Raw genomic sequence first — 25344 nt, forward strand, 5'->3', positions numbered from 1 at the left:
ATTTGTTGTTTGGTGAGATTCAGATTTCGGATCAGACGGATTTCAGGTACAGCCGCAGGGCGCGCATCTCGACGTCGGAAAAAGCTTTGGTCATTTCCCAGGGCATTCCCGGTTTCAGGTGCGTACCGTCGGGACGAATCCCGGTGCGAAGCGTACGAAAAAACTGTTCGTCGGTCCATTTGCTGCTGCGGCCGGTGGACGAAATATTGGGCGCTGCCGGTCCATTCGATCCACCTTTCAGGTCGGATTGGTGACAATGCGTACAAACCGTGGCAACGTATTGCCCGAAAGCCGCCGAAATTTCCGCCCGCTGATCGACCGCCAGCGGCAGGGAATGATCGATTTTCTCGGCGGCAAATAGCTCCATTTTTCCCAGGTCGGTAAGTACGCGGGCGACCGGACCCATCTCGGTCGGTGGCAATTCGTGGTCGACCGGAGGCACTTGCGACCCATACGCAATGATCGCTTTCAGGTCATTTTCACCGAGTTGGTTGTAATCGTTCGACGGCATATAAATCAGGGGCGTCTGGTCGTGCCGCAAGCCGTGGCGAATGGCAAGCGCCCACTGGCCGGGGCCGAAACCGGGGCGTAAACCGCCTTTGCCGCGCGTCAGGTTTCGGGCCACCAGCCGACCAACGCCGGGTTTGTCGAACAGCACCTGGCCGCCCAAATCTTTTCCGTGGCAACCGTCGCAGCCTTTCACCGTCATCAATCGTTTGCCCTTCGCCAAAGTGGCCGAGTCGGCTGAAAGGCGAAGCGAATCCGCCTTGACATCGTAGTGTCGGCTACGTCGGTTTTCCGTCGCAATCCAGGCTTTTGTGTAGTAGGCTATTGCCAACAGGATCATCAGCAACAGCAAGCGGGCCGACCATTTTAGTAGTTTCCGTAACATGGCTTCTGGTGTGGAATGAGTGCTTGTTTGTTCGTAATCAGCGTCTTACACGTCATAAGCTTCTGTGTGGAAGACCTTACGAAAATAGAATGTCTGTTGGCGGACCGCTATTCTGAACCCGATGAAACGGAAAAACCGGTTTGTAAAACCGCTTTGGAAGCGGGGTGAAGTGTGTGATTTGCCGGCAGAAAAAGGGCGATCAAGCGTGACAAAAAGGCTGAATTTTGATTTTCTTTGCTTCCATGTACGACGCCATTCTCGCCCATGTGGGTCAGTTGATCCACCTTGAACCCGACGAAGCGGACTATTTTACGTCGCTGCTCCGGTATAAACTGCTGCGCAAACGGCAGTATCTGGTGCAGGCGGGTGACGTCTGTAAGTTCGATTCATTCGTGGTCAGAGGGTGTTTGCGAACGTATTTTGTGGACGAGCGCGGGAGCGAACACGTCGTGCAGTTTGCCGTCGAAAACTGGTGGACGGGCGATCTCTACAGCTTTCTGACGCAGTCGCCGGCCGCTTACAACACCGACGCCCTCGAAGATTCGGAATTGCTCCAGATCGATCAGGCGTCGCTCGATGAATTATACCGGCGCGTGCCGAAGTTCGAGCGGTTTTTTCGCATTCTGAGCCAACGCGCGTTCGTAGCCGCCGAACAGCGGGTGATTGCCACCATCAGCCAGACCGCTGAGGAGCGCTACCGGAACTTCCTCGAGCGGTATCCGGCCCTCGACCAGCGGGTGCCTCAACACCTGATTGCCTCCTATTTAGGCTTTACGCCCGAATTCCTGAGCCGCATCCGCAAACAAAAAACAACGCGCAAACCCTAACCGGACCAGCGGTTTTCTTAAACCAGTTCAAGGCTATTTCTTAAACCAGATCAAGGAACTCTACCCCAGGGTCGCCGTAGCTTTGTCGTGTCAAAAAAATCGACACCAAAACCGAAACAAAGTCATGGAAAATCTTTTGAACAAAATCAATCAGTTGAATCAACTCGTATTGCAGGGCCGGGCGATGGACGCTTTCGAGCAGTACTACGACGAGCAGGTTAGTATGCAGGAAAACGCTCTGCCGCCCACCGTGGGCAAAGCCGCCAACCGCCAGCGCGAACTCGAATTTTATAGCAACGTGTCGGAACTGCGCACCCTGCATGTGCTGGACGTAGCCGCGGGCGACGGCGTCACGATGGTGGTCTGGCAGTATGATTATACCCACAAGGAATGGGGCGTCAAAAACTACACCCAGGTTTCGGTGCAGCACTGGCGCGACGACAAAATTGTCCGGGAGCAGTTCTTTTACGACTCCGTGGCGGCCCCCCAACCGGAGCTGGCGGCCTAAGCCACACCAGTAAACAGCAACTAATCAATTCATTACCATCCTACGGCGATGTTACACCAAATCATTTCCACCAATACGAACCTGACGGGTTTGCTGCTCCGCCTGCCGCTCGGCACGGTGATGCTCTATCACGGTTTGCAAAAAGCGGCCGGTCTTTTCGGCGGCTACGGGTTTGCCGCCACCATGCAATTCTTCACCGAAACGGTTCACCTTCCCTGGATCATCGGGTTTCTTACCATCGGCATCGAAACGGTTGGCGCCGTTGGGCTGCTGGTCGGGTTTCTGGGCCGACTGAACGCGCTGGCCATGTTTGCCGTCATGCTGGGAGCCATGCTGACGACGCACCTTCCGTACGGTTTTTCCATGAACTGGTTCGGAAACCAGCCAGGTGAAGGCTACGAAATGGATCTGCTCATTTTCGGCATGAGCCTGGCGCTGCTGATCGTCGGCAGCGGACGGTATTCCATCGACGGGTTGTTAACGGCAAAGAACGGGAGGGCCGTTCCGAAAAGCGGGTGGCAAACCGCTGAGCGGTAAGTGCGGTATGCGAACCGTTTCCTAAAAAGAATAGGGTTGTACGTGATTTTGAGGTATTTTGATGGCTCCTTACGTTCACTTCCCTGCTGCTAGATGAAAGCCTGTCCACTGCTGTTTCTGGGGTTGATTTCTGTTTGCGGATTTGCCCAAACACAGCCCCTGACGCTGAATGCTCCCATTGTCCGCTCGCTCGATAAGCTCGACAAACACCGGTATTCGATCTCGGCCAAACGGGGCGACTACGTGGATGCGGTATTGCTGCAACAGGGCGTCGATGTGATCATTACCCTGATTGGTCCGGATCAGAAACCGATCCGTACCATTGACTCCCCGAATGGTATGGAGGGGCCGGAACCCATTGATTTTGAGGCTTCTCAGTCGGGTACGTATCAGCTGGAAGTGAAGCAATTGGAAGAAGGGGAACTGCGAAAAGGAAACTACACGCTGACGCTCAACCGAAAGCTGCCCGCAAAAGCGTATCAGGCTTTGCTCAAAAATCAGGAACGGGACCGGCAGCAATTCGTCAGCTGGTTACGCCAGAACGCCCATCCGCTCAAAAGTGTCACGGCGGGCCACGGCTTCGACGATCTGCAACCGCTGAAACAAACCCTGGCGGGCGTTGACTTCGTTGGACTAGGGGAAGCCACGCACGGCACCCGCGAATTTTTCCAGATGAAACACCGCCTGCTGGAGTTTCTGGTGACCCAGATGGGATTCAACACGTTCGCCATTGAAGCCAGTTACGCCCGTTGTCAGTACATCAACGAGTATGTGCTCAACGGAAAGGGGAATCTGGACACGGCCACGGTGATTCAGGGATTTCATACCTGGCGTACCGAGGAAGTCCGGGACCTGATCGAGTGGTTGCGGACCTACAACCAAAGCCGGGCCGAGGGGCAGAAAATTCAATTCGTCGGCTACGATTTACAGGTAAACGACATCGGCGCGAGTGTCATCAAACGCTACTTTCGCCGGGTACAACCGGAGCGATCCGCCGAAATCGACACCCTCCTGCGCCAGGTCGTGCGGGCCGAGTCGCAGAACTGGGCATTCCGCACCGATTCCGCCACGAAGGGAACGTTGAAAACCCTGACCGCGCAGACCGGGCAGCTCCTAACCGGGCTGGTGATGAATCAGGGCCAGTTTATTGAAAAAACCGGCGAGACTGACTACGAAACCGCCCAGCAGCACCTGCGGGTTCTGCTTCAATACCTGCTGTCGTATGTTCCCCAGACCGGAACCATTGGCTACTGGCGCGATTATTACATGGCCGAAAACATTTTTTACTGGCATACCAAATTGCCCAAAGGAACCAAAATGGTTATCTGGGCGCACAACAACCACATTGCCAAAGATTACCTGTTCGAGACCTCTCCCAGTATGGGAAGCCACCTCAAAAGCCGGTATGGCGATCGCTACTACGCGTTTGGTTTTACGTTTTATGAGGGGAAATTTCAATCCAACGACGTGGACCTGACGGATTCACCGGGCTGGGAAGAGCACACGGTGGCCCCGGCTCCCGTGGGCAATTTAGGGCGGTTTTTCGAGCAAACGGGGCAAACGCAGTGCTACGTCGACTGGCGCCGGGCGCAGGCAGATTCGGTGGTGACCTCCTGGCTTTCCAAACGCGAAGTAGACCTGTATTCGATGGGGTCGATGTTCTCCAAAAAATGGTTGCCCGCCCAATATACCACCACCCGGATTTTGGCGCAGGCCTTTGACGGCATGATCTTCATCCGGACCAGTAGCCGGGCCCGCCCGCTGGCGATGATGCGGTTTTCGTTTGATTAATCTGTCAACAGACTTAAAACCGCTTCTTCAAATACGCTTCAAACACCTTCGTAAAACTGTAATCCGGTTCCGCATACATCCGGTCTTTAAACGGAATTCCCAATTTTTCGACGAGCCGGATGCTGTTGAAACCGAGGGCGTAATAATACGTCGCGCCCATTTTATAGAGGTATTGGCCTTCGTGTTCGAGCGAGTAGTTCGCAAAACCCCGGTTCGCGTGATAGCTGGTATCGACTGCCGCCAGCCGTGGATCAACCGGGTATTTTTTGAAGTCGTTGGAAAGGTGGTATTCGATATACCGGGTGCCGGCTTCGGCAATCTGCTCGAACTCTTCCTTCACCGACAAATCGAAACCGGTTGCTTTTTTATAGGAGGCCAGCCGCTCGTTCCGGATGCGAAGCAGCTGGGTTAACATCGAATCGATGGCGGTTTTACGGTCCGTTTGCAAACAGACCAGCAGCAGATCATTCTCCTGATTAACCGCCTTTTTGAAAGCCGGATTGGCGTTGTAAATCGCCCGGATGCTGTCATGCGATAGGTATTGCCCACCCGACAACATGGCGATGGCCCGTTTCTGAAACGGTTTGTGATTCGTCTGGTACTGGTGAAACTGTTCATGAACGACCATCATCGCCCAGGTTTCCGTATCCTTAACATCGGGAATATACCGCCGGGAAACCGTCACATCGTTGCAGGCGGCAATGCCATCGGCAAAATTGGTAAACATCTGGTACGATGTATTGAGCGAATCGTTCACCCGAAAGAGTTTGAAACCCGGACAGTGGCAGGACTCGGTACGGGTTTCAGCCAAGGTCTGTTTTTGCGGATTTACCAGATAAACACCCTGTTCGGTATAAAACCGGATTTCATTTTCAACGGTCCGCTTGCCATAAGCGGCCCAATGGTCTTTGGCCACCTGTTTTTTGAGGGCCATCAGGTAATTCAACCGGCGGCAAAGGAGTTTTTCACTGGCGTCAGGTGCGGCTTTCTGCGCGGAGGCAGAAATGGATAGTAAGCTGAAAACCAGACAGAAAAAGGCATAAAAATGAGGCATGGGACGAAACCGTTAATTCCGGTCCAAGATAAGCAGGCGAAATGTATCCCGCGTCAAAACCGGTCGCTAACCACGGCTTTTTTAAAGTAGCCGGTTTTGACGCTTTTGGCCGGAATCAACGACCGGACGGCTTCGGCGGTTTCAATGGGCAAATCGGATTCGAGAATGCTGGCACCGTCCTTAAATACCGCCCGATAAGCCGCAGCCCGCTCGTCCGGTGTTTTCAGTTTGTCGTAAGTGGGCGCGGCCGAAATCATGCACATAACGCCTTTTGCGTTCAGCAATCGGTACATTTCCTGGTTGGCAGGTTTCACGTCCGGTCCGATGTAGGCAATCATTTGGGAAAACGGAATCCCGGCCTTTTCGTACTCCTTCATGGCCTGTGGGGTTTTGACAAAGGCCGAAAACATCTGGTTTTTATTCCGTTTGTAGTAATAAAGCGCTTCTTCGGCGGTATGCACGGTGAGCATCACGAACGCGTCGGCTTTGTGGTCGCGGATGATGGCGGCAATCATCGGAAACGGTACGTCTTTCTTGTCCAGATTCAGGATCGTTTTTCCCCGCGCCCAGTCAATGGCCTCGGCCAGCGTCGGAATGCGGTGTTCCGTCACGTTGCCTTCCGCGTCTTTCAGCCGAAATTTCTTCAGTTCTTCCCAGGTATAATCCGACACTTTCCCGGTTCCGGTCGTGGTGCGTTCGAGCGTCGCATCGTGCATCAGCACAATCACACTGTCTTTGGTCAGGCGCGGGTCGATCTCGAAAAAAGCCGGGGTATGTTTCAGCGTGTTTTCGAACGTCGCCATCGAATTTTCCGGAAAACCCTTGACCATTCCGCCCCGGTGCCCGCTGATGATCGGAATATCCTGGCCCGTCCACCGGAAAAAGCTGTGCAGTTCTTTGGGCGTTTTGATGGCAAAAACGTGTAGAGGTTGCTGAGCCTGCAGCGACAAACGGCTGGTAATGAGCAGGGAAGTCAGAATAAAGGCTATTCTAGACATGGCGAAATAATGAATTTGAAAAAACGATACAAGTTTTATTGATTACTCAGTCCCCGGTTTTAACCGTGGGTTCAAAGGCAGGTAATCCCGTACGGGAAAACCGTTGAAACGGGTACCATCGCCATCCAGAATAGTTTCGTAAACCCACGATTAGAATCATGGGCTGTTTGTTGCGGTTGTTCTGGACGGGTAGAACCGGTGTCTGTTTTGATTCAACTGCAATTCAATTTCAACAAACTAAACTCACCTTCCTCATCCAGTGTGAATACCGTTACGGTCGAGTTGTCCTGAACCAGTTTCCGGTAATTCTTCAACGGCATCCCCAGTTTCCAGGTCATGTAAAAGCGGTTTACAGCGTTATGAGCCACTACCAGAATCGTCTGGGAAGCCTGTTTTTGCTGAATTTCCCGAAAGAAATCATCGACGCGACTGACTACTTCCATCCCCGTTTCCCCGCTTTCGCCGGCTCTGGTCTGGTCGGGCGACAGGCACCAGTTATCCCACAATTCGGGCTTTTCGGCGATAAACTGTTCACGGGTTTTGCCTTCCCAATCCCCAAAACCGGCTTCAGTCAGTCGGTTGTCCGTTACGACCGCATCCGGTTTTCCGGAAGCAATCTGGGCGGTTCGAAAAGCCCGTTGCAGGGGTGACGAATAAATGGCGTCGAACGAAATGCCTTTCAGCAACCCGGCGGCCCCGTGCGCCTGCTGAATTCCTTTGTCCGTTAATCCAATGTCAGTAGCGCCACAATACCGGTTTCCGTCCGCATTCCAGAACGTTTCTCCGTGGCGGAGTAAATAGACCGTAAGCATTCGTGTGTCGTCAATTGATGTATCCTTTTTCCCGGAACGCGCTCACAAACTGTTGATACCCCGCGTCGTAAGCCCGCATCAATTCCGCGGACGGTTTTACTTCTTTTTCAACGTGTGTCATGGCCTGAACCGCTTCGGTCAGGGTTTTGAAATGCGTCCGGGAAGCCGCCAGAATAGCCGCTCCGACCGCACCGCTCACCTGCGCCCCTTTATAAACCGGACGTTTCAGGACGTTGCTGCGAATCGTTAACCAGACATCGCTGCTGCTCGCTCCCCCGGCGGTATAGATGGCCCGGACCTTTTCGCCCGACAACGCTTCGATCAACTCGTAGGCGTAGCGCTCAAGATAGGCAACTCCTTCCAGATTTGCCGTAAAAAGATCCGCATCCGAAAGTCCTTCCGGCGCAAAACCGCGTGCCTGGGCCGACAGAAACGGAAACCGCTCACCTTGCTGCCGCAATGGATACGCGATATACGGCGACGGAATGCGCTCAGCCGCTGCCTGCGTTAATTCGGCCAGCCGGTCGCCGAAACTGGCCGTCACCCAGTCGGCCCCGGTATTGCTGGCTCCGCCCGGCATCCAGTAACCTTCGGGATGCCGGTGACTGTACAGCCGTCCTTCCGGGTCCTTCAGCTCCCGGGTGGTAACGCCCTTGACAACCAGCGTCGTACCGATGGTCGTGTTCCAGTCGCCCGGCCGAACCGCACCCGAGGCCACCTGCGAAGCACAGCCGTCGGTCATCCCGGCCACGACCGTGATTTCCGGCAGTCCGAGGGCTGTGGCCAGTTCCGGCAGTAGTTTTCCAATCGGTTTCCCGGACGGAACCACGTCCTGCATCCACGCTTTTTTCAGCGGAAGCTGTTCAAAAAGATAAGCGGGCCAGACGCCATTTTTGACATCATAGCCCGATTTCAACGCGTTGGTGTAATCCGTCACCCGGAAATTTCCCGACAGTTGGCCACTGAGGTAATCGGCGGCATGAATCCAGGTGTGCAAGCGGGCGGTTTTGTCCGGATGCTGGTGCGCAAACCAGACCATTTTCGATAAGCCGCTGGAGGCATTGAAACCCGTGTAGCCGTCGGGATGGTATTTTTCGGCCACGGCTTTACACATCTTTCCTTCGACGGCCGGGCGGTTATCGCTGTACATCAACGCGTTATGGAGCGGCTCGTTCTGTTCGTCGAGCGGGATGATCGTGCCGGAGGTCGACGTTACGGCAATCGCCTTTACGTCCGGCAAATGGATGTCATTGCGCAGGGCATCCAGCAGCGTTTTCAGACAGCGCCAACCCGACTCCCACCATTGCCGGGGGGGCTGCTCTTCGCGCGAGCTTTCGGTTAACGGAAAAACCGCTTCCCGACTGCCCACCACGTGGCCTGTCTCATCACACAGGACGACCCGCACGCCCTGCGTCCCAACGTCGATTCCAATAAAATAAGCGGTCATCAGGGCATTGATTTAAAAGCGTTTCGTGCCTTTTTCCAGTTCTGATACCGCACCTGAAAACGCTCGGCATCTTCAGGAATCACTTCCTCCAGCGTCACCGGTTCGGCACCCGCCATTCCCAAGGCATCGGTACACACCAACACGCCCCCCACGACCGACGCCTGGCGGTACGTCTCCCGAATGCGGACGGTTTTTTGGGTCAGATTGGCGATAAACTGGCGGAGTGTCCGGCTTTGCATACCCCCTCCGCACGCCCAGATGTAGGGCTCATCGTGCGTCGTTACCGCACAGAGACTTTTGTAATTTTCGTAGATGCTGCACGCAATGTCCCACAGGATGGCATGAATGAAATCCCCCCGCGTCAGCTGGTGCGAAACCGGTGTGTTGAAAATAAATCCACCCCGGATGAGCGGTGTCTTTTCATCGGCCAGCAATGAACCCAAAGCGGCCACACAGTTGGACTCGTTACTTTCCGCCAGTTCGTTTTCAATGATCTCGTAGCTTTCGTGGGGGTAAAAAATCTCCTTCAGCCGTTGGTAGTTCAACCCCGTTACCCCCGCGTTGGCTTCCAGAATAAAGCTTTTTTCGTCAATATGGCGGTTGGTCCAGGTGCGCTGCTGGTTGTCGGTGATGTAGTGATCGACCAGTTTGATAATGGGGGTGGTGGTTCCCGACACGATTACGACATCGTCTACCGACGGCTGCAGGCTGCGAACGGCCAGTTGCGTATCGGCCCCGCCGACCACCACCAGCGCATCCGGCCTGAGATTTAGTTCGGCTGCAACCGCGGGCAACACCGGCCCCAGCACCGTTCCGGCCGATTGCAAAGGCGGTAATAAAGCCGTATCCAGCTCGAAGAAATTGCACAATTCCGCTGACCACTCTTTGGACGCTACATCATACAGCAGGGTTTCCGAAGCCTGTGAATGTTCATACCGGGCCAATCCGCTCAGTTGATACTGCGCCCAGTCGCTGATGCTGAGAAACGTCGCTACCTCGTTCCAGAGGTCGGTCCTCCGCTGGCGAATGCCCACCAGTTTCAGGGCAGAAAACAGCGAAGTTGGATACCGTCCGGTTCGTTGATAGATCCGGTTTTTGTCGGGAATCGCATCCTCCCATTCGCGGCCGCGGTGGTCGATGTTTGGCATTCCGATCAGCGATTGGCCTTCTTTACCAATCGCGACAATGCCTTCCCGCTGACTCGTAGCCGTAATGGCCCGGATGGTGACCGGACTACTGTGGGTTAAAGCGGTTTTTGCCAGTTGTATAATCTGCCGCCAGAGCTGATCCGGATCGAAATAAATGGATTCGGGGTAGTGTTCGTCCCGTTCGTAGGACATATCCGCCCGCTCGACGCCCAGGATATTTCCGGTGCTTTCGGCAACGGCAACCCGGACATTTCCGGTTCCAATGTCAATGATCAAATAGGCTTCTTTTTCCGTCATTCGGCTCATTTTCAAGATTTCTTTGCTTCCAAAACTGCCGGATTCACCAACTGCCGGATGGCCTTTTTATCCTCCAAAAAGAAGGCCCGCAACGCCTGGTTCATAATATCGGCGTGGTGGTCTTCCACCTCAAAAGTGGCCCCGGCAATGTGGGGAGTTGCCAGCACATCGGCGCGATGAATGAGCTTATAATCCAGCTCATCCGGTGGTTCGTGGTCGAATACATCCAGAATCGCACCCCGGATTTTCCGGTTTTCCAGCACGTCGAGCAAATCTTCCCGATTCACCACCACGGCCCGGGCGGTATTGACAAAAATGGCATCCGGTTTCATCAAGTTCAGCAACTGCCTGTCGATGAGTCCTTTGGTTTGTTCATTGACGGGCAGGTGAATGGACACGACATCGCTGGTTCTGAATACCGTTTCCAGATCGGTTTTTTCGTAGTACAAATCGTCAGCGGTATAATAAGGATCGTAATACTGAATGCGGGCTGGAAAATGCCGGACGAGATTCGCGATGGTTTGCCCCACGGCCCCGAAACCCACCATACCGATGGTTTTCCCCGCCAGTTCATTGCCCTTGAACTGCAGGTAAGACGTGTGCGCTCCGGCGGCCCAGTTTTCGCCTTCGAGCCAGCGAATGGCGGCCAAGGTGTTTCGCATCAGGGTAATCAGGTTGGCGATGAATAGCTCGGCCACGGCCTGTGCATTCCGGGCGGGGGTGTTAAAAACCGGGATGCCTTTTTCAGTGGCCACCGCCACCGCCACATTGGAAGGCGTACCGCGGCACACGCCGATAAACCGCAGGTTCGGACAGGCTGCCATGAACGCTGCCGTCACCTCGTCGTGTTCGGTAATGAGCGCATTCGCTTCGGTGGCCTGCACCAGATGCATCAGTTCGGTTTCGGTATAAGCGCGTTCCTGCAACTTCCAGGGCCGGTAAATCACCTCGCCGAGCCAGCCTGTCAATTCGTCCTGTGCCTTTTGGTGGTAAGGTGCGGTAATTAAGATTTTCATCGTGTCGTCAGTTGCCCCGGGCGGCACCCGGGGTTAGTTAGGAAAGCCTTTGGGCTGGTTTACGTCAATACTTTATTCGTCGAAACCGTCTCTTTCGGCAAGGTGATAAACCGGGTGAGCAGGGCGCTCAGGAAATACAAGCCGGCCAGAATCCAGACAACGCCCTCGCTGCCGATGGTGCCGATCGTGAGTCCGACAATGGCGGGGCCAACAAAAACCGGCAGCCCGGCCCCCAGGTTCAGAATGGCCATGGCAGCCCCTTTGTCTTCTTTCACCAGCGACGGCACCAGCGCCGACAAGGGAACGTAGCCCGCCAGCAAACCGCCCCAGAGCACGCCCGACAGAAGAACCATCGCGTAACTCCCGCCAAACCAGGCTGGCGAATAATAGAACAGCAGCGTCGAGATGCCGCACCCAACGCCCCCGAACCACATAATCGTGTTGCGCCAGCCCAGGCGGTCGCCAATGAAGCCGAACAGGAGGTTGAACAGGATATTGCTCGTAAAAATCGTCCCCCAAATCTGGAGCCATTCGACCGTGCTGAAGCCGAACGTCGCCAGGTAGATGGGCAAAAAAACCGGGAAAGCAAATTGCGCGGTGGTGTTGATGATGCGGACGATACCGCCGATCAGCACTTTGGGTTCTTTCTGAACAATGGTCAATCCGTTGAGGAGCTCTTTGGTTTTGGTGCCCGCACTGGCGGCCGAGGGAACGAAGCGATCCCGGTTGAGGACAAGCGCGAAAAAACCGCCCAGCGCCACCCAGAAAATGGAGGTCCAGAGCGTGTTCTGGTAGCCAAGCCGGTCGATGGCCCAGCTTGAGTAATAGGCACCGAAGACGTTGAGTCCGCCGGTGAAGACGAACCAGAACCACCCCACGGCCCGGCCCAGTTTCTCCTGCGGGGTTCGGTAGGTAATCCAGACCAAAAAGGAATAGGCAAACAGCGGATAGCCGAAACCCCGGATGGCGTAGGTCAGCAGCATGGTTGGAAAATTGAGTTCGGCCATGCCGTAACCGACGAAGCCGACGGTGCCGATGATGTAGAGCAACAGCCCCGCCAGCATGGCCTTCCGGGGGCCATAGCCCTCGGCCAGAACGCCCGAAAACCAGGACGAAATGGCAATCGTAATGCCGTAAACCGTAAACAGCGAGGCCGATTGTTGAATGCTCATGCCGTGTTCGAGCAGGTAGGGACTGAGCCAGCCCTGCTCGACACCATCGCCCATCATGAAGATGATGATGCCCAGATACCCCCAGGCCAGCGGTCTGGGCAAACCGGCTTTATCGAAGACAGATTCTGAATGCATGCCAGGAGTCAAAAGTTAGGAAGGGGTTCAATGACTTGTACTTAAATCAGAATAACTTGTACACAAACAAACATAGAAAAAAGAATTAAACAAAATGAAATATAATTTAACTTTATGAAATCTTAGTTTAACAAATAGTAAGTCTGATGCGGTTTTCAGGTACGGATTTGGATCCCGAAAAAACGCGGGTTTTCAAACGCGTTTGGCCTGTTTTTTTACATTCTCCCAAATTCTCCTTATTCTTGATCAGCACGATTTTGGTCAGCGCATGAAGACGATTACAGAAAGACACCAGTTTATTTTGCAGCGGTTGAAGGAAAGCGGCAGCGTCACGATTCAGGAATTGAGCGACCTGATGGAAGTGTCGGGGGTGACGATCCGGAAAGATTTGAAACTGCTGGAGGATAAAAGCCTGCTGTTCCGGACGCGGGGCGGTGGGTCGATGACCAACCCGTACGCTTTTGAAAAGCCGATCGACGAGAAAGCGTTGATTCGGGCCGAGGAGAAACAGACGATTGCCAGAGCCGCCCTGGCGCTCATCGGGCAGAACGACTCGATTATCATTGGTTCGGGCACCACGGTTTTTGAACTGGCGAGGTGTCTGCATCCGGCCGATAAGCTGACGGTGATTACCCCGGCGGTGAAAGTCGCAGCCGAGCTCAGCAACCGGGCCAACGTGGAAGTGTTGCAACTGGGGGGCCTGATTCGCCCGAATTCGTCGTCGGTCGTGGGTTCCTTTGCCGAACAGATGCTCGATCGCCTTTCCTGCGGGCTGTTGTTTGTGGGTGTCGACGGCGTTGATTTCGACTTCGGCCTGTCGATCAGCAACCTGACGGAAACCAGCCTGAACCAGAAACTGATCGATGCCGCCCAAACCGTGGCCGTTCTGGCCGACAGCTCCAAATTCGGGAAGCGGGGCATCGGAAAAATCGGCAATCTGGACCAGATTCACTACCTGATTACCGATTCAGGTGTTTCGGATGAGCTGGTACGGAAGCTGGAAGAACGGGGTGTGAAGGTGATTGTGGCGGGGTGAAGTTATTGAAAATTAGGTAGTTGGTCGTGGAAGGTTACACTTGATTCATATATTTTGTCTTGTCGACTGGTAAGGAAGTTCTTTTGCTTTGTTTGGCCTTCTTTTTTGCAAAATACGCTGACAGAGCTAATTCTTCTTCTTGGGTTAACGATCCTTGTCCGCCAATAAAATCGGGTTCACTTAATTGCTTTTTCATAATCTCAATTTTTAAAATAGCGCGAAATAAGTTTCAATGCCGCTTTTGTTTCAATAATCATAACCCTGCCACCAAAATGAAAGGCCCCTAATGTTTTTTCATAGTGCTCGATCAGTTGTGATTTAGATAGAAATGAAATGTTTCCCTCATGGCCACGTTGAAACGAAAGTCGGCACGCAAATGCGACCAGATTACCCGCAACCCCGGCATAAACTTTCGTATTTCCTTTATTGAATGGTGCATTTTCCACAAGGTGCATATAAACATGATCTGCCTTTACTTCAAGACAAATTAGCCCCTGAATTATAGTAGGGTTACCCAAAATTGTTAATTTATATACCTCACGTTCTGGTTGTTTATGCTCAAATTTCCAGTCAAAAAGCCACTTGTTTTTTTTCGTGATGGTCTTAAGGTCGGCCACCGATACAAGCGAAATTTCCGTTTGGAAGTTGTCGCCGGTACCACATTTTCTATTGAATTGGTAAGCTTGTCTATGAGAAAATCAAGCCCTACTGTTTGTTGGTTTTCCACTCAACGAATTTACAGAATATTCAGGGTTCGGGCAAATGCCATCTGATCACCGATCCGGGCGGTATTGCGTCCTGGTACGTTGTCCACCCTCAATTAAATGAATGCCGGAACTCCATCGGCGACACATTCATCTTGCTCTTGAAGAGCTTGCTAAATGATTGGGGGTATTCAAAACCGAGTTGGTACGCGATTTCGCTGACCGACAAAGACGTTGTCGTCAAAATTTCCTGCGCCTTTTCGATCAGTTTGTTGTGGATGTGTTGCTGCGTGCTTTGTCCGGTTAAGGTTCTTAGCAGATCACTTAAATAGTTGGGTGAAATCGCCAGTTCATCGGAAATATACTGAACCGTCGGAAGTCCTAATTCCTGGACCTTTTCACTGTTAAAGTAGTCCGATAAAACCGTTTCCAGCTTGATCAGTAAATCGTTGCTGGCGTGCTTCCGGGTGATGAACTGGCGGTTATAAAACCGGTTGCAATAATTGAGCAACAAATCGATGTGCGAAACGATAACATCCTGGCTGAAGTTGTCGATTACCGAGCGGTATTCCTGTTCGATATTCTTCATGATGGCGGTAATCATGGTTTCTTCCTTTTCGGAAAGGTGCAGGGCTTCGTTGACCGCGTACGAGAAATAACCGTAGTCCTTGATGGCTTTCGACAGGGGATAATTGCGGATGAAATCCGGATGAAGCACCAGCCACCAGCCCACCACCGCCCGGTCGTCGGTGACATCCGTCGAAATGACCTGTCCCGGCGAAAAAAACGTCATCACGCCTTCGTCAAAATCGTAATAATTCTGCCCGTACTTCAGCTTGCCTTTGAAGTCTTTTTTGATGCAGATGGAGTAAAAATTATACATGACACTCCGCTGGCTTTCGGTCCAGTCGCATTTTACGTCACTCAAATCGATCAAACTGACCAGCGGATGTTCCGGTTTAGGCAGTTCCAGCAACCGGTGCAATTCCGAAACCGACTGGATGGGATACGGAGGTTGGGCGGATTTTTTCATTGTTTTTCAGGCTTTTGATAGACCGGGAAAAGCCATCCTTAAAGATAGCTTTTCCCGGTGGCTATTTTGGGGCTATTATAAATTTACCATCGACATTCCGGTCGCATCATACCGGTCGCCGGTCGAGACGCCCAACGGAACGATGGCTTCCAGCCGGGCCAGATCTTCCGCGCTCAACGTAATGCCGGTGGCTGCGATATTCTGTTCCACGTAGTTGACACGTTTGGTGCCCGGTATGGGTAAAAACCCTTTGGCAATCACCCAGGCAATGGCCAGTTGGGACGGGGTGATACTTTTTTCATTGGCCAGGGCCTTGATGGCGTTCACCAACTCGATGTTTTTGTAGAACTGGTCCCCCTGAAAACGCGGGATCGTTCGGCGGAAATCATTCGCCGGAAAATCATCGGGCGTTTGGATGTCGCCCGACAGAAAACCGCGTCCCAACGGCGAATAGGCCACAAACCCGATGCCCAATTCCTGAACGGTGTCGGTAATACCGTCTTCCTCGGCGTTTCGTTCAAAGAGCGAATACTCGGTTTGTACCGCCGTCAGGGGATGGATGTTATGCGCCTTGCGGATGGTTTCAGAACCCACTTCGGACAGCCCGATATAGCCCACTTTTCCTTCTTTTACCAGCTCAGCCATCGCACCAACGGTTTCTTCGATGGGCGTAGCGGGGTCCAGGCGGTGGAGGTAATACAGATCGATGTAGTCGGTGCCGAGGTTTTTCAAGGAACGTTCAACGGCTTTTTTGACGTAATCCGGTTGTCCGTTAATCCGCCAGGTCAGTTGCTCGTTATCATCGATTTCATAGCCAAATTTGGTGGCAATGATATACTGATTCCGGTTGCCTTTGATGGCTTTGGCGACGAGCCTTTCATTGGCCAGCGGGCCATATAGATCGGCTGTATCCAGAAAATTACCACCCAGTTCGAGCGAACGGTGGATGGTGGCGATGGATTCGGCTTCGTCGGCTTGTCCGTAAATATCCATACCGGCAATCTGGGTCATGCCCATACACCCCAGGCCGATCCGGGGAACAACCAGTCCCTGACTTCCTAGATTTGTTTTTTGAATAGGATTCATAATTTGCATCGGAAAATTGGGTAAAAATCAATGATGCAAAGGTCCGACCGGCCGCCCGAAGAAAAGTAGCCGAATCTCCAGTTGTTGTATCCAAAACGGGGAAGATGTCCGGCAGGCGGGTTTTGGAAAATTGTTAATTCAGATTGTACTTTTTATACTCATTCGGGCTCATACCGACTTCTTTCCTGAACAAACGGGAGAAATAAGGCGGATTGTCGAACCCCAGGCTGTAGGCAATTTCCGCCACGGTTGCCGCCGGTCCGTTGAGTAAATGTTTGGCCTCCGAAATCAGGAAAATATGAATGTGCTCCAGGGCGGTTTTTCCAGTTTCCTGCTTCAAAAGATCGCTCAGGTAACTGGCCGACAGATTCAGCTCCGCGGCCATGAATTTCACCGTAGGCAAGCCCTTTTGAGCCAGTTGTCCGCTTTCAAAATAATGCGTCAGCGTATTCGTAAACCGCGAAATGATCCGGCCCGACAGCTCGGTGCGATGGATGAACTGGCGTTTGTAAAACCGCTGAGAATACCGCAGGATGGCGCCGACGTGCCCCAGAATGATGTCCTTGCTGTACTCATCCGGATAGTTGTTGTATTCGGATTCGATGGTGCGGTACAGCCCCCAGATGATTTGTTCTTCTTTGGGCGATAAATGCAGGGCTTCGTTGGCTTCATACTCGAAATACGGGTATTTCTTTATCTCCGCATGCAGCGGATGCCCGTTCAGGTAATCTTCGTGGATGTAGATGGCAAATCCGTCGTCTTCCAGTTCCAGATTGCGCATTTCGGCAACCTGCCGGGGTTTGATGAAATACATGGAACCGCTGTCGCCGTCGTACTTCGTTTTGCCGTACCGGATGAAGCCCGCCTTCATTTTCTTGAGCCCGATCATGTAGAAATCGCCGGTGAATTCGCTGGTGCCGAATGAACACCGCTGCGTACAGCGCAACAGACTGATCATCGGGTGTTCCGGGGGCGGATAGCCGTTGAACTGGTGCAGTTCGCTCAGGGTTTTAAAATGTGCCATATTCGTACTGAATTAAAAGCAGCACCGGTGTATACCGTTCCGGTGACCGGTGCTGCTGTCCGTAGTGCCGGTTATTTGCCGTGTGCTTTCTCGGCTACCTCACGCCATTCTTCCCAGGTCGCCAGCCGATCGGCATAGACCTGTTTGGCCAGTGGCAACGGCATTTTGCCCAAGAACAAACGAAGGGGCGGATTGGTGCTGTCCACCAGTTTCAGGATGGCCTCAACGGTGGCTTCCGGAATACCGACAAAATCCTCCGTTAAACCGGCCTGAAAAGCGGCTTTTACCCCATCATAGGCCGGAATCGGTTGCGAATGGGTCGCGGAAGTCCCCGCCCAGTCGGTCGAAAAACCGTTCGGTTCGACCAGCGTCACGTGGATGCCGAACGCTTTCACTTCGGCCGCCAGGGTTTCGCTCAATCCTTCCACCGCAAACTTGGACGCATTGTAAAGGCCCAGGGTTGGAAAGGTCAATACGCCTAACATGCTGGACAACTGAATGATATGCCCATGACCCTGTTCCCGCATGATGGGCAGGGCCGCCTGTGTTACCCACAACAGCCCGAAGACATTGGCTTCAAACTGGTCGCGGGCTTCCTGCTCAGTAGCCTCTTCGATGGCCCCAAACAGGCCATAGCCCGCATTGTTGATGACGGTGTCGATTTGCCCGAAATATGCTTTCGCCTGCTGAATGGCGGCAAAACTGGCGGCCCGGTCCGTCACATCCAACTGGATGGGCAACAGCGAATCGCCGTATTGTGCTTTAAGTTGTTCTAATGCGGCTCTATTTCGGACCGTTGCGGCCACGTTATCACCCCGTTGGAGAAAAGCTTCCGCCCATAGTTTCCCGAAACCCCGGGAAGCGCCTGTAATAAAAATTGTCTTTGCCATCGCTAAAAATGTTCTTGTAAATACAAAGGCAAAGCTAGCGGGCCGGTTTTTGAATCAGTTATACAAAAGCCGGGAAAGCGGATACAGATTCCGAAAGTCGGGGTAGGGGTGACTTTTTGTCGACTGTGAAAACCGGATCGAACGTAGGTCTGTTTGTTTTTTCTGCTTGACGGATTGGCGTTAGTGCCAGCTTGGGACGCCAATGGCCCCAAACCACGTCAAATAACCGGCGGCCAGGATATTGAGAGCCGATAACACGGCCATGTGCCAGTAAAGGGTTCTGCTCACGTTAGCCTTCCGTTGCCGGATCAGCGTGATGCCGGACCAGACGGCCGCCAGGGCAAAAAGAATGGACAATACCAGCGCAGAAACTGATAAAACCCCCATCTGGCCCAGTCGTTCCATCGGATCCTGCCCGCCGATGATGCCCAGAATCGTGGTCGCCACAAAAAGCAGACTCGTCAGAAAAGGCCACAGAATAACGTTGCGAGCCTCCTTACGGCCCCGACTGGTCCGTCCGTATCGGATCAACCAGACGCTGCCGAAAATCACCGAACCCAGCAGATAGAGCAGCCAGATGATACTGAGCAGGTATTGACCGAAGGCCAGAACCGGTGAAATCCGCATCAGAACCAGACTTCCCACGTGAACGACTTCCCCCGCCAGCGGGTCCTGCACCTGCACCACACTGATTTTTCCGGTTTCGGGTGAGGCATACTGCCGGTCGGTAACGGCGACGTGGGTTTCTAAACCGCCCCCGAACAGGTTTCGGCTAAAAAGAAAGTTTCCGCTTCGCCAAAGGCGCTTTACGTCCACAATCCGCTGTTGAAAATACATCTTTTGCACCCGCGGATTGATCGGAACGTAATAGCCCGAAATCGCATCGGCGAGCTTTTGTTCCACCGGTTTTTTGCGGGCCGAGTCGGCCTGAAAAGGGGCAGTCTGAAAACGCCGGATCAGGTCCCCAATCTGACCAAGGGCATTTCCGTTCCCGGCATTGATCATGATGGCATAGCCTACCTGGTGGGCCGGGAGATACGAAAAGTCCGTCAGTCCGCCGTTCACCCCGCCGGAGTGGGATCGGTACACAAACTGCTTATACGGGGTCGAATAGTTGGCCAAACCGTAGCCGTAGTCCAGACCCGCCCGGGCGCCCGTAGTGGTGGAGGGGGTTTCCATGCGTTTCAGGGAGGCTTCCTGCACGAGTGGCCGATCCCCAACCCGACCCCGGTTGACAAAAAAACGGAGCATGCGGGCCATATCCTTCGGTGAGGCATTGATGGCCCCCGATGGACGAACGCTGATGTTCCAGTACGGCTGGGGAACGTGGTTCACGTACAGGGTGGCCCCCCGTTGCCGGTAAAGCTCCGACGCAAAATACGTCGCCGTTGTCATGCCCAGCGGTCGGAAAAACTGTTCCTGTATATAGTCTTCAAACCGCTGGCCCGTAATCTTTTCGATGATGTAGGCGGCCACCGGCGGGCCCGAATTGCTGTAGGCCATGCGCGTACCCGGCATCAAGCGGGATGTTCGGGTGCCCGGCAGAAAATCGAGTCCCTGTTTCAGCGTAAGCGCTGGATCGTTGAGGGCGTAATCCGCCAGGTGCATATCGTCCCAGCCCGTGGTGTGCTCCAGCAGATGCTCCACGAGAATGGGAGCGGTTTTTTCCCAGGGGTTGGTGTACTCAATTTCCGGCACCAAATCCCGGACTTTGGCTTTCAGACTCACCCGGCCTTCTTCCTGAAGCTTCAGAATAGCCAACGAAACAAACATCTTGGATACGGAACCGATGCGAAACAGCGTATTTTCCGTAGCCTGGACCTTTTTTTCCAGATTGGCCTGGCCCAATCCCGCCACCCACACCGTGCTGTCGCCCTTCACCAGAGCCACGCCGACCGCCGGGGTTCCGGTTTCTTTCAACACGTTTTCAATGGCAGCCTGAAGTTCCTGAATCGTTGCCGGAGCCTTGGGTTTGGTCTGGGCAACGAGGAGCAGGGGACAAAAAAGTAAGCAGAGAAAGAAGACCGTACTGCGGGTTTCGGGCGTCAGGATCATGGGTCGTACGGGTTGTTTTTTGAGGGCACGGTGGTTTTACCAGAAAGTGTTTGTTGGGCCTGCCATACTTTAAAAATAAAAACCGCCAGATCGTTACGCGACCAAAATGGCCCCACGTTTGGCTACTGAACCGGGGTGAACTTCATTTTAGGCAGCTTCAAGGCGTTGTCGATCAGCTTGATTTCCAGCCGCAGAATTTCCTCCTCGGCCTTGGCGTCGATTTTTTCGGGATCATCGCCCGGTTTGTGGTAATCCGGATGACCGCCGGTGTGGAAGAACAGCACCGGAATCTGTTTGGCATAAAAAGCCGCATTGTCGGAGCCGCCGTTTCCGGCCCGATCGGTGAAGAATTTGACCCCGGCCGTAACGCCCTGGAAGACCTCCGGCCAGGCGTCGGCGGTTCCGTAACCCCCGATGCCGACGCCCCGTTCGGGATTATACCGGCCAATCATATCCATACAAACCATGAAGTTCAGCCGGTCGAGTGGCAGGGTCGGGTGGTTCAGAAAATACCGGGAGCCCTGCAACCCTAATTCTTCGGCCCCGAAGGCCATAAACAGAAAATTGTACGGCTCCTTCTCCGAATTTTTCGCGTAATACTGTGCCAGTTCCAGCAAACCGGCCACGCCTGAAGCATTGTCGTCGGCCCCGTTATGAATCTGCCCCTGCGGGTTGGAAGCCAGCGAACTGCCCTGCGTGCCCATTCCGAGGTGGTCGTAATGCGCACCGATGACGATGGTTTGGGCCGCGCCATTGTCCAGAAAGCCGATGACGTTAGCGGCTTTTCGCAAGCTGTCGGGCACCACTACGCGCCGGACTTTTGCCGTAAAGGGTTGGTAAAAACCGTCTTCTCCCAACGGTTTCAGGCCATATTTTCGGAACTGCCGGGCGATGTAGGCGGCTGCTTTGGCATTTTCACGACTGCCCGTTCCCCGGCCTTTCATGTTGTCGGAAGCCAGCTTTTCGATGTGTTTTTTGACCCGGTCGGCGGAAGGTTCCTGCGCAAAAAGCGGGGTTGCCAGGAGCAGCAAAAAGGCGATTGTGCGATGATTCATGCCCGCAAATGTATGCAATTCGGCCGTACAGACGCGATTAATCGCGTCTCTTCCATCGCATTTGGGCCATCACCCTGCTTTTCTCCCCCGTTGTCGCCCCTGTTGTCGCTCGCGTGTCGCGAGTGACTGCTATCCAGAGGGCCTCCGGCCCGAAGCTGTTTTCTGGGCGTAAACTTCAGACGATTTCGAGTACGGGCCGGAGGCCCTCCAAATAAAGATCACTCGCGACACGCGAGCGACAACAGGGGGGGATTTAGCAATAAAATAGCCACCGCAGTTTGAAGGATTGCGGTGGCTATTTCACTATAAAACCGTATTCTGAAAATTACTTCCCAAACTCAACCCAACTCACCCCGCCAATATTCTCGGCTTTCGGATCCGCGTTCACAAACACGAAGTACAAATCCTGCTTGCTGCCGGGGTCCTGAATCGGGGCGCTGAGCTCGGCGGTTTTGTTCCAGGCACCCGTGGCCGTGTACGCCACCGTGCTGATGACCGGGCCTTTGGCCGAACCGGTGTGGACTTCAATCGTGCCGTCCTGGTCTTTCGAGGCTACCTGGTACGTCAGCTTCTGGATGCCTTTCAGGTCCACACCTTTCAGCACAAAATACGCCTTGTTTTTGGTGGCCCCCAACCGGCCGCGCTGGCGGTTCATGTTATACACCTCGTCGGCATCACCGGCCTGCACCCTGGCAGGGCGCAGAATCAGGCTCTCGCTGCTGGTCAGGGGCGTAATGGCCCCGCCTTTGTCGGTATACGACGCCGACAGAATGTAGCGCCCCGTCTGGTCCTTGCCGACGTGTTCTTTCAAAACCGTCGTGCCCTGTTGCGGCAGCGTCACATCCGGCTGTTCGTTCGACAACGCCAGCACGTATTTCACAATTTCGGTGGCGTCTTCCTTCGATAACTGCGGGTGGGCGTTCATCGCGTGTTCGCCCCAGACCCCACCGCCACCGGTAATCACCTTGTTCGCCAGTCGCGTGGCTGCGCCCTTGTCGCCCCGGTATTTTTTCGACACCTCCATAAACGCCGGGCCGACCGATTTGCCGTTAATCTGATGACAGGCCTTGCAATCGCTGGATTGCATCAGGTTTTTGCCCAGATTGAATGTGCTCGTAATCTGCTGATGACCAATCAACTGGTCGTTTCCGGCCACTTTCGGAATGTAGTTCAGCGCCACTTTTACCTTTTTCTTATCGATCACTTTATCTTCGTTGTCCTTCACATCGACGGCGTATTTGAACGGCGTCTGATCGGCGAAAAAGAACGTGCTGTTGTCGGTGGTCGCAATCGCTACCTGCGGCAGCGTATTGCCGACTTTAATTTCCAGCGTATCGATTGAGCTTTGCCCCGACGGATCGGTCACTTTCAGCGTCACCGGGTAAATACCGTTTTTCTGAAACGTAAACGTCGGATTGGCTTCGGTCGAACCCACCTGATTGCCTTCAAACCGCCACTCGTACGTCAGCTTGTCGTCCTCATCGAAATCATAGCTCTGCCGGCTGTTAAAGGCCACTTTAAACGGGGCCAGCCCAATGGTATCCCGCGCCGTCACTTTGGCTACGGGCGTGCGATTTCCGGGGTTGAACTCGATCTTTACCAGACGCGCATCGTCGTTGTCGATTCCGTACACCGAACCATATTCCAGCATGTAAATCTCGCCTTTCGGCCCAATTTCCATATCGACCGGACGGCGAAAATCGCCCCGCACCGGCATAAACGCTTCCATCCGTTTGTAATTCTGGTTGTCGTCCATCCGAACGGCATACACCCAATTCCGCATCCAGTCGTACATGAACAGGGCTTTATCGTAATACTCCGGCAGCTTGACATCGGATTTCAGACTCGCGTCGAAGTGATACACCGGGCCGCCCATCGCACACCGCCCGCCCGTTCCCAGTTCCGGAAATTCGGTCGACTTGTTGTAGGGATACCAGACCATCGCTTTCGTGGTTGGCGGCAGGTTTTTCAAGCCGGTATTGTTGGGCGAGTTGTTGACGGGAGCCGCCGGATCGAACTCCGCACCCACCGCTTTGGTCGCAAAGTCGTACGCTTTATACGGTTTGCTGTCGCCCACGAAGAACGGCCAGCCGTAGTTTCCGGCTTTCCTGGCCTGATTGAATTCGTCGTAGCCACGCGGCCCCTGCGGGCCGTCGGTGCCGGAATCCGGGCCAATTTCACCCCAATACACAATCGAGGTTTCGGGATCGACCGAAATCCGGTATGGATTCCGGCAGCCCATCACGTAAATTTCGGGCCGGGTTTGCGCCATTCCTTTCGGGAACAGGTTGCCCTCGGGAATCGTATAGGAACCGTCGGGTTCGGGGTGAATCCGCAGAATTTTGCCGCGCAAATCGTTCGTATTTCCCGCCGACCGGGCCGCGTCGAATGTCAGCCGACCCGCTTGCCAGTCGGTGGGTGAAAAACCGCTCGACTCGAACGGCACGGTATTGTCGCCCGTCGAGATGAACAGATTGCCGTGTTTGTCCCAGGCCATCGACCCGCCGGTATGCGCGCTCACTTCCAGATCGATGTGAAATTCGATGATGGGTTTCTCCGATTTGATGTCCAGCGTGCCATCGTCGTTCATCACAAACCGGGCGATCCGCTGCCGCGTGTCTTCGCCCTCCTGAATCGTGTAGAAAAAATACAGGTAGTGGTTTTTGGCAAAATTCGGGTCGATAGTCATCCCCAAAAGACCGTTCAGATACTTCTCGACGGCTTTTACCGGAAAATCATACACCAGTTTCGTGCTTTTGGTTTTCGGGTCATACAGGTAAAACTTGCCCTTCCGTTCGGTCATAAACACCCGGCCATCCGGCGCTACGGCCAGTTCCATCGGTTCGTTCAAATCGTTGGACAATACGGTTTTGACAAACCGGGTTTCGTCGGGCGTCTTCACCGCGTACGACTTCGAGTAGTCGAGATCCTTGTTGTCGCCGATCACGTATTTCAAACCGCCGAGCAAATGTTGCTGGAACAGCGGCTCGCTGTAGCTTTCGTTCGTGTGGCCACCGCCGGTATAAAACGCGCGGCCTCCGTCGAATTCGTGGTACCAGACAAACGGGTGATTGTCGCCGTTTCGACCGCCTTCGTAGGTACTTTCGTCCAGTTTCGCCAGCACCTTGATGTCGGGATTGATGTTCCGGTAGCTGTACAATTCGTCAAACCGCTCCCAGCGGTCGGGCAGAAAACTCGTCGACGGGTGGTTTTTGTCGATCACGTCGATGGCTACTTTCTGCTGCTTCGGATGGTGCAGGAAATACGCCCCGGCGAGTTTGTTGTACCACGGCCAGTTGTATTCCGTATCGGCGGACGCGTGAATGCCCATGAAATTGCCACCGGCCTGGATATACCGTTCAAAAGCTACCTGCTGATCGGGATTCAGGACGTTGCCGGTGGTGCTCAGAAACACGACGGCGGTGTAGTGTTTCAGGCTGTCTTCCACAAAATACGCGGGATTCTTGGTCGTATCCACCCGAAAACCGTTCTCCTGACCCAGTTTCTGAATGGCGGCAATACCGGTCGGAATCGACTCGTGGTAATAGCCTTTGGTGCGCGAAAAAACCAGAATGCGCGGCACTTTCGGCTTGGGTGCCGGAGCCGTCGCCACGGATGCTGACGCGGAAGACGGAGCCTGTGTTGTGGCATTCCGGGGCGTTTTACAGCCGTAAAAAGTCCCGGTTACGGACGCCAGGACGAGGAGCGTGGCACCGATGGTACTTGTTCTGATAGAGATTGGCATTGTGTTTGGAATATTAAATTCGGTTGAGCAAATCAAAACGGTTAAAACCGTTTGGGGTAAATGGTTGATACTGTATAATTAA

General features: G+C 53.7%; 22 protein-coding genes. 5 read left to right on the forward strand and 17 right to left on the reverse strand.

Annotated features, from left to right (window positions below; genetic code table 11):
• Nucleotides 1–31 precede the first annotated feature (31 nt).
• On the reverse strand, nt 32–892 hold the full coding sequence (locus EHT87_RS00470; RefSeq protein ID WP_124902774.1) for a c-type cytochrome: 861 nt from the start codon (nt 890–892) through the stop codon (nt 32–34).
• 224 nt (nt 893–1116) lie between these two features.
• Here EHT87_RS00470 and EHT87_RS00475 point away from each other — a divergent pair, with 224 nt between their 5' ends.
• The 4 genes from EHT87_RS00475 to EHT87_RS00490 all read left to right on the forward strand — a co-directional run bounded on the left by EHT87_RS00475 (nt 1117) and on the right by EHT87_RS00490 (nt 4555).
• Nucleotides 1117–1719 carry a Crp/Fnr family transcriptional regulator gene (locus EHT87_RS00475; RefSeq protein ID WP_310587493.1) on the forward strand — a complete coding sequence of 201 codons (603 nt, stop codon included), beginning with the start codon at nt 1117–1119 and terminating at the stop codon, nt 1717–1719.
• Between the two features lie 124 nt (nt 1720–1843).
• Nucleotides 1844–2227: a nuclear transport factor 2 family protein gene (locus EHT87_RS00480; protein ID WP_124902778.1), complete on the forward strand. Its 384-nt coding sequence runs from the start codon at nt 1844–1846 to the stop codon at nt 2225–2227.
• Between the two features lie 48 nt (nt 2228–2275).
• Complete coding sequence (locus EHT87_RS00485) at nt 2276–2764, forward strand: DoxX family protein (RefSeq protein WP_124902780.1); 489 nt, start codon at nt 2276–2278, stop codon at nt 2762–2764.
• Between the two features lie 93 nt (nt 2765–2857).
• On the forward strand, nt 2858–4555 hold the full coding sequence (locus EHT87_RS00490; RefSeq protein ID WP_124902782.1) for an erythromycin esterase family protein: 1698 nt from the start codon (nt 2858–2860) through the stop codon (nt 4553–4555).
• 13 nt (nt 4556–4568) lie between these two features.
• Here EHT87_RS00490 and EHT87_RS00495 read toward each other — a convergent pair whose 3' ends face one another.
• From EHT87_RS00495 to EHT87_RS00525, 7 genes are all read right to left on the reverse strand, one after another.
• Nucleotides 4569–5609: a hypothetical protein gene (locus EHT87_RS00495; RefSeq protein ID WP_124902784.1), complete on the reverse strand. Its 1041-nt coding sequence runs from the start codon at nt 5607–5609 to the stop codon at nt 4569–4571.
• Between the two features lie 53 nt (nt 5610–5662).
• Nucleotides 5663–6607 (reverse strand): glycerophosphodiester phosphodiesterase family protein, encoded by a 945-nt coding sequence (locus tag EHT87_RS00500; RefSeq protein WP_124902786.1) that lies wholly within the window; start codon nt 6605–6607, stop codon nt 5663–5665.
• 212 nt (nt 6608–6819) lie between these two features.
• The gene (locus tag EHT87_RS00505) at nt 6820–7419 is read right to left on the reverse strand and encodes a histidine phosphatase family protein (RefSeq protein WP_124902788.1); all 600 of its coding nucleotides are present in this window, start codon (nt 7417–7419) and stop codon (nt 6820–6822) included.
• A 10-nt stretch (nt 7420–7429) separates the two neighbouring features.
• The gene (locus EHT87_RS00510) at nt 7430–8866 is read right to left on the reverse strand and encodes an FGGY-family carbohydrate kinase (RefSeq protein WP_124902790.1); all 1437 of its coding nucleotides are present in this window, start codon (nt 8864–8866) and stop codon (nt 7430–7432) included.
• A complete protein-coding gene (locus EHT87_RS00515) occupies nt 8866–10320 on the reverse strand; it encodes an FGGY-family carbohydrate kinase (protein ID WP_229320763.1) in 1455 nt (484 codons plus the stop codon). The genes EHT87_RS00510 and EHT87_RS00515 overlap by 1 nt, the downstream gene beginning before the upstream one ends.
• 2 nt (nt 10321–10322) lie before the next feature.
• Nucleotides 10323–11327 carry a 2-hydroxyacid dehydrogenase gene (locus tag EHT87_RS00520; protein ID WP_124902792.1) on the reverse strand — a complete coding sequence of 335 codons (1005 nt, stop codon included), beginning with the start codon at nt 11325–11327 and terminating at the stop codon, nt 10323–10325.
• Between the two features lie 59 nt (nt 11328–11386).
• Nucleotides 11387–12634 carry an MFS transporter gene (locus EHT87_RS00525; RefSeq protein WP_124902794.1) on the reverse strand — a complete coding sequence of 416 codons (1248 nt, stop codon included), beginning with the start codon at nt 12632–12634 and terminating at the stop codon, nt 11387–11389.
• 268 nt (nt 12635–12902) lie between these two features.
• Here EHT87_RS00525 and EHT87_RS00530 point away from each other — a divergent pair, with 268 nt between their 5' ends.
• Nucleotides 12903–13670, forward strand: coding sequence for a DeoR/GlpR family DNA-binding transcription regulator (locus EHT87_RS00530; protein WP_124902796.1), 768 nt, complete (start codon nt 12903–12905; stop codon nt 13668–13670).
• Between the two features lie 34 nt (nt 13671–13704).
• On the opposite strand, the gene EHT87_RS31185 is transcribed toward EHT87_RS00530, so the two are convergent.
• From EHT87_RS31185 to EHT87_RS00570, 9 genes are all read right to left on the reverse strand, one after another.
• Nucleotides 13705–13866 carry a hypothetical protein gene (locus tag EHT87_RS31185; RefSeq protein ID WP_185716108.1) on the reverse strand — a complete coding sequence of 54 codons (162 nt, stop codon included), beginning with the start codon at nt 13864–13866 and terminating at the stop codon, nt 13705–13707.
• Between the two features lie 4 nt (nt 13867–13870).
• A complete protein-coding gene (locus tag EHT87_RS00535) occupies nt 13871–14287 on the reverse strand; it encodes a hypothetical protein (RefSeq protein ID WP_229320766.1) in 417 nt (138 codons plus the stop codon).
• A 199-nt stretch (nt 14288–14486) separates the two neighbouring features.
• A complete protein-coding gene (locus EHT87_RS00540; RefSeq protein ID WP_124902798.1) occupies nt 14487–15407 on the reverse strand; it encodes a helix-turn-helix domain-containing protein in 921 nt (306 codons plus the stop codon).
• A gap of 75 nt (nt 15408–15482) precedes the next feature.
• A complete protein-coding gene (locus EHT87_RS00545) occupies nt 15483–16493 on the reverse strand; it encodes an aldo/keto reductase (RefSeq protein ID WP_124902800.1) in 1011 nt (336 codons plus the stop codon).
• Between the two features lie 133 nt (nt 16494–16626).
• Nucleotides 16627–17517: a helix-turn-helix domain-containing protein gene (locus tag EHT87_RS00550; RefSeq protein WP_124902802.1), complete on the reverse strand. Its 891-nt coding sequence runs from the start codon at nt 17515–17517 to the stop codon at nt 16627–16629.
• A 71-nt stretch (nt 17518–17588) separates the two neighbouring features.
• Entirely contained in the window at nt 17589–18407 is an 819-nt protein-coding gene (locus tag EHT87_RS00555; RefSeq protein WP_124902804.1) for an SDR family oxidoreductase, read from the reverse strand.
• 180 nt (nt 18408–18587) lie between these two features.
• A complete protein-coding gene (locus EHT87_RS00560) occupies nt 18588–20462 on the reverse strand; it encodes a serine hydrolase domain-containing protein (protein WP_124902806.1) in 1875 nt (624 codons plus the stop codon).
• 122 nt (nt 20463–20584) lie between these two features.
• On the reverse strand, nt 20585–21517 hold the full coding sequence (locus EHT87_RS00565) for a M20/M25/M40 family metallo-hydrolase (RefSeq protein ID WP_124902808.1): 933 nt from the start codon (nt 21515–21517) through the stop codon (nt 20585–20587).
• Nucleotides 21518–21842: 325 nt separating this feature from the next.
• On the reverse strand, nt 21843–25262 hold the full coding sequence (locus EHT87_RS00570; protein WP_124902810.1) for a ThuA domain-containing protein: 3420 nt from the start codon (nt 25260–25262) through the stop codon (nt 21843–21845).
• Nucleotides 25263–25344 lie beyond the last annotated feature (82 nt).

Origin of the sequence: Larkinella knui (genome assembly GCF_003858645.1) — a bacterium.
In the GTDB taxonomy this organism is placed as follows: Bacteria; Bacteroidota; Bacteroidia; order Cytophagales; family Spirosomataceae; genus Larkinella; species Larkinella knui.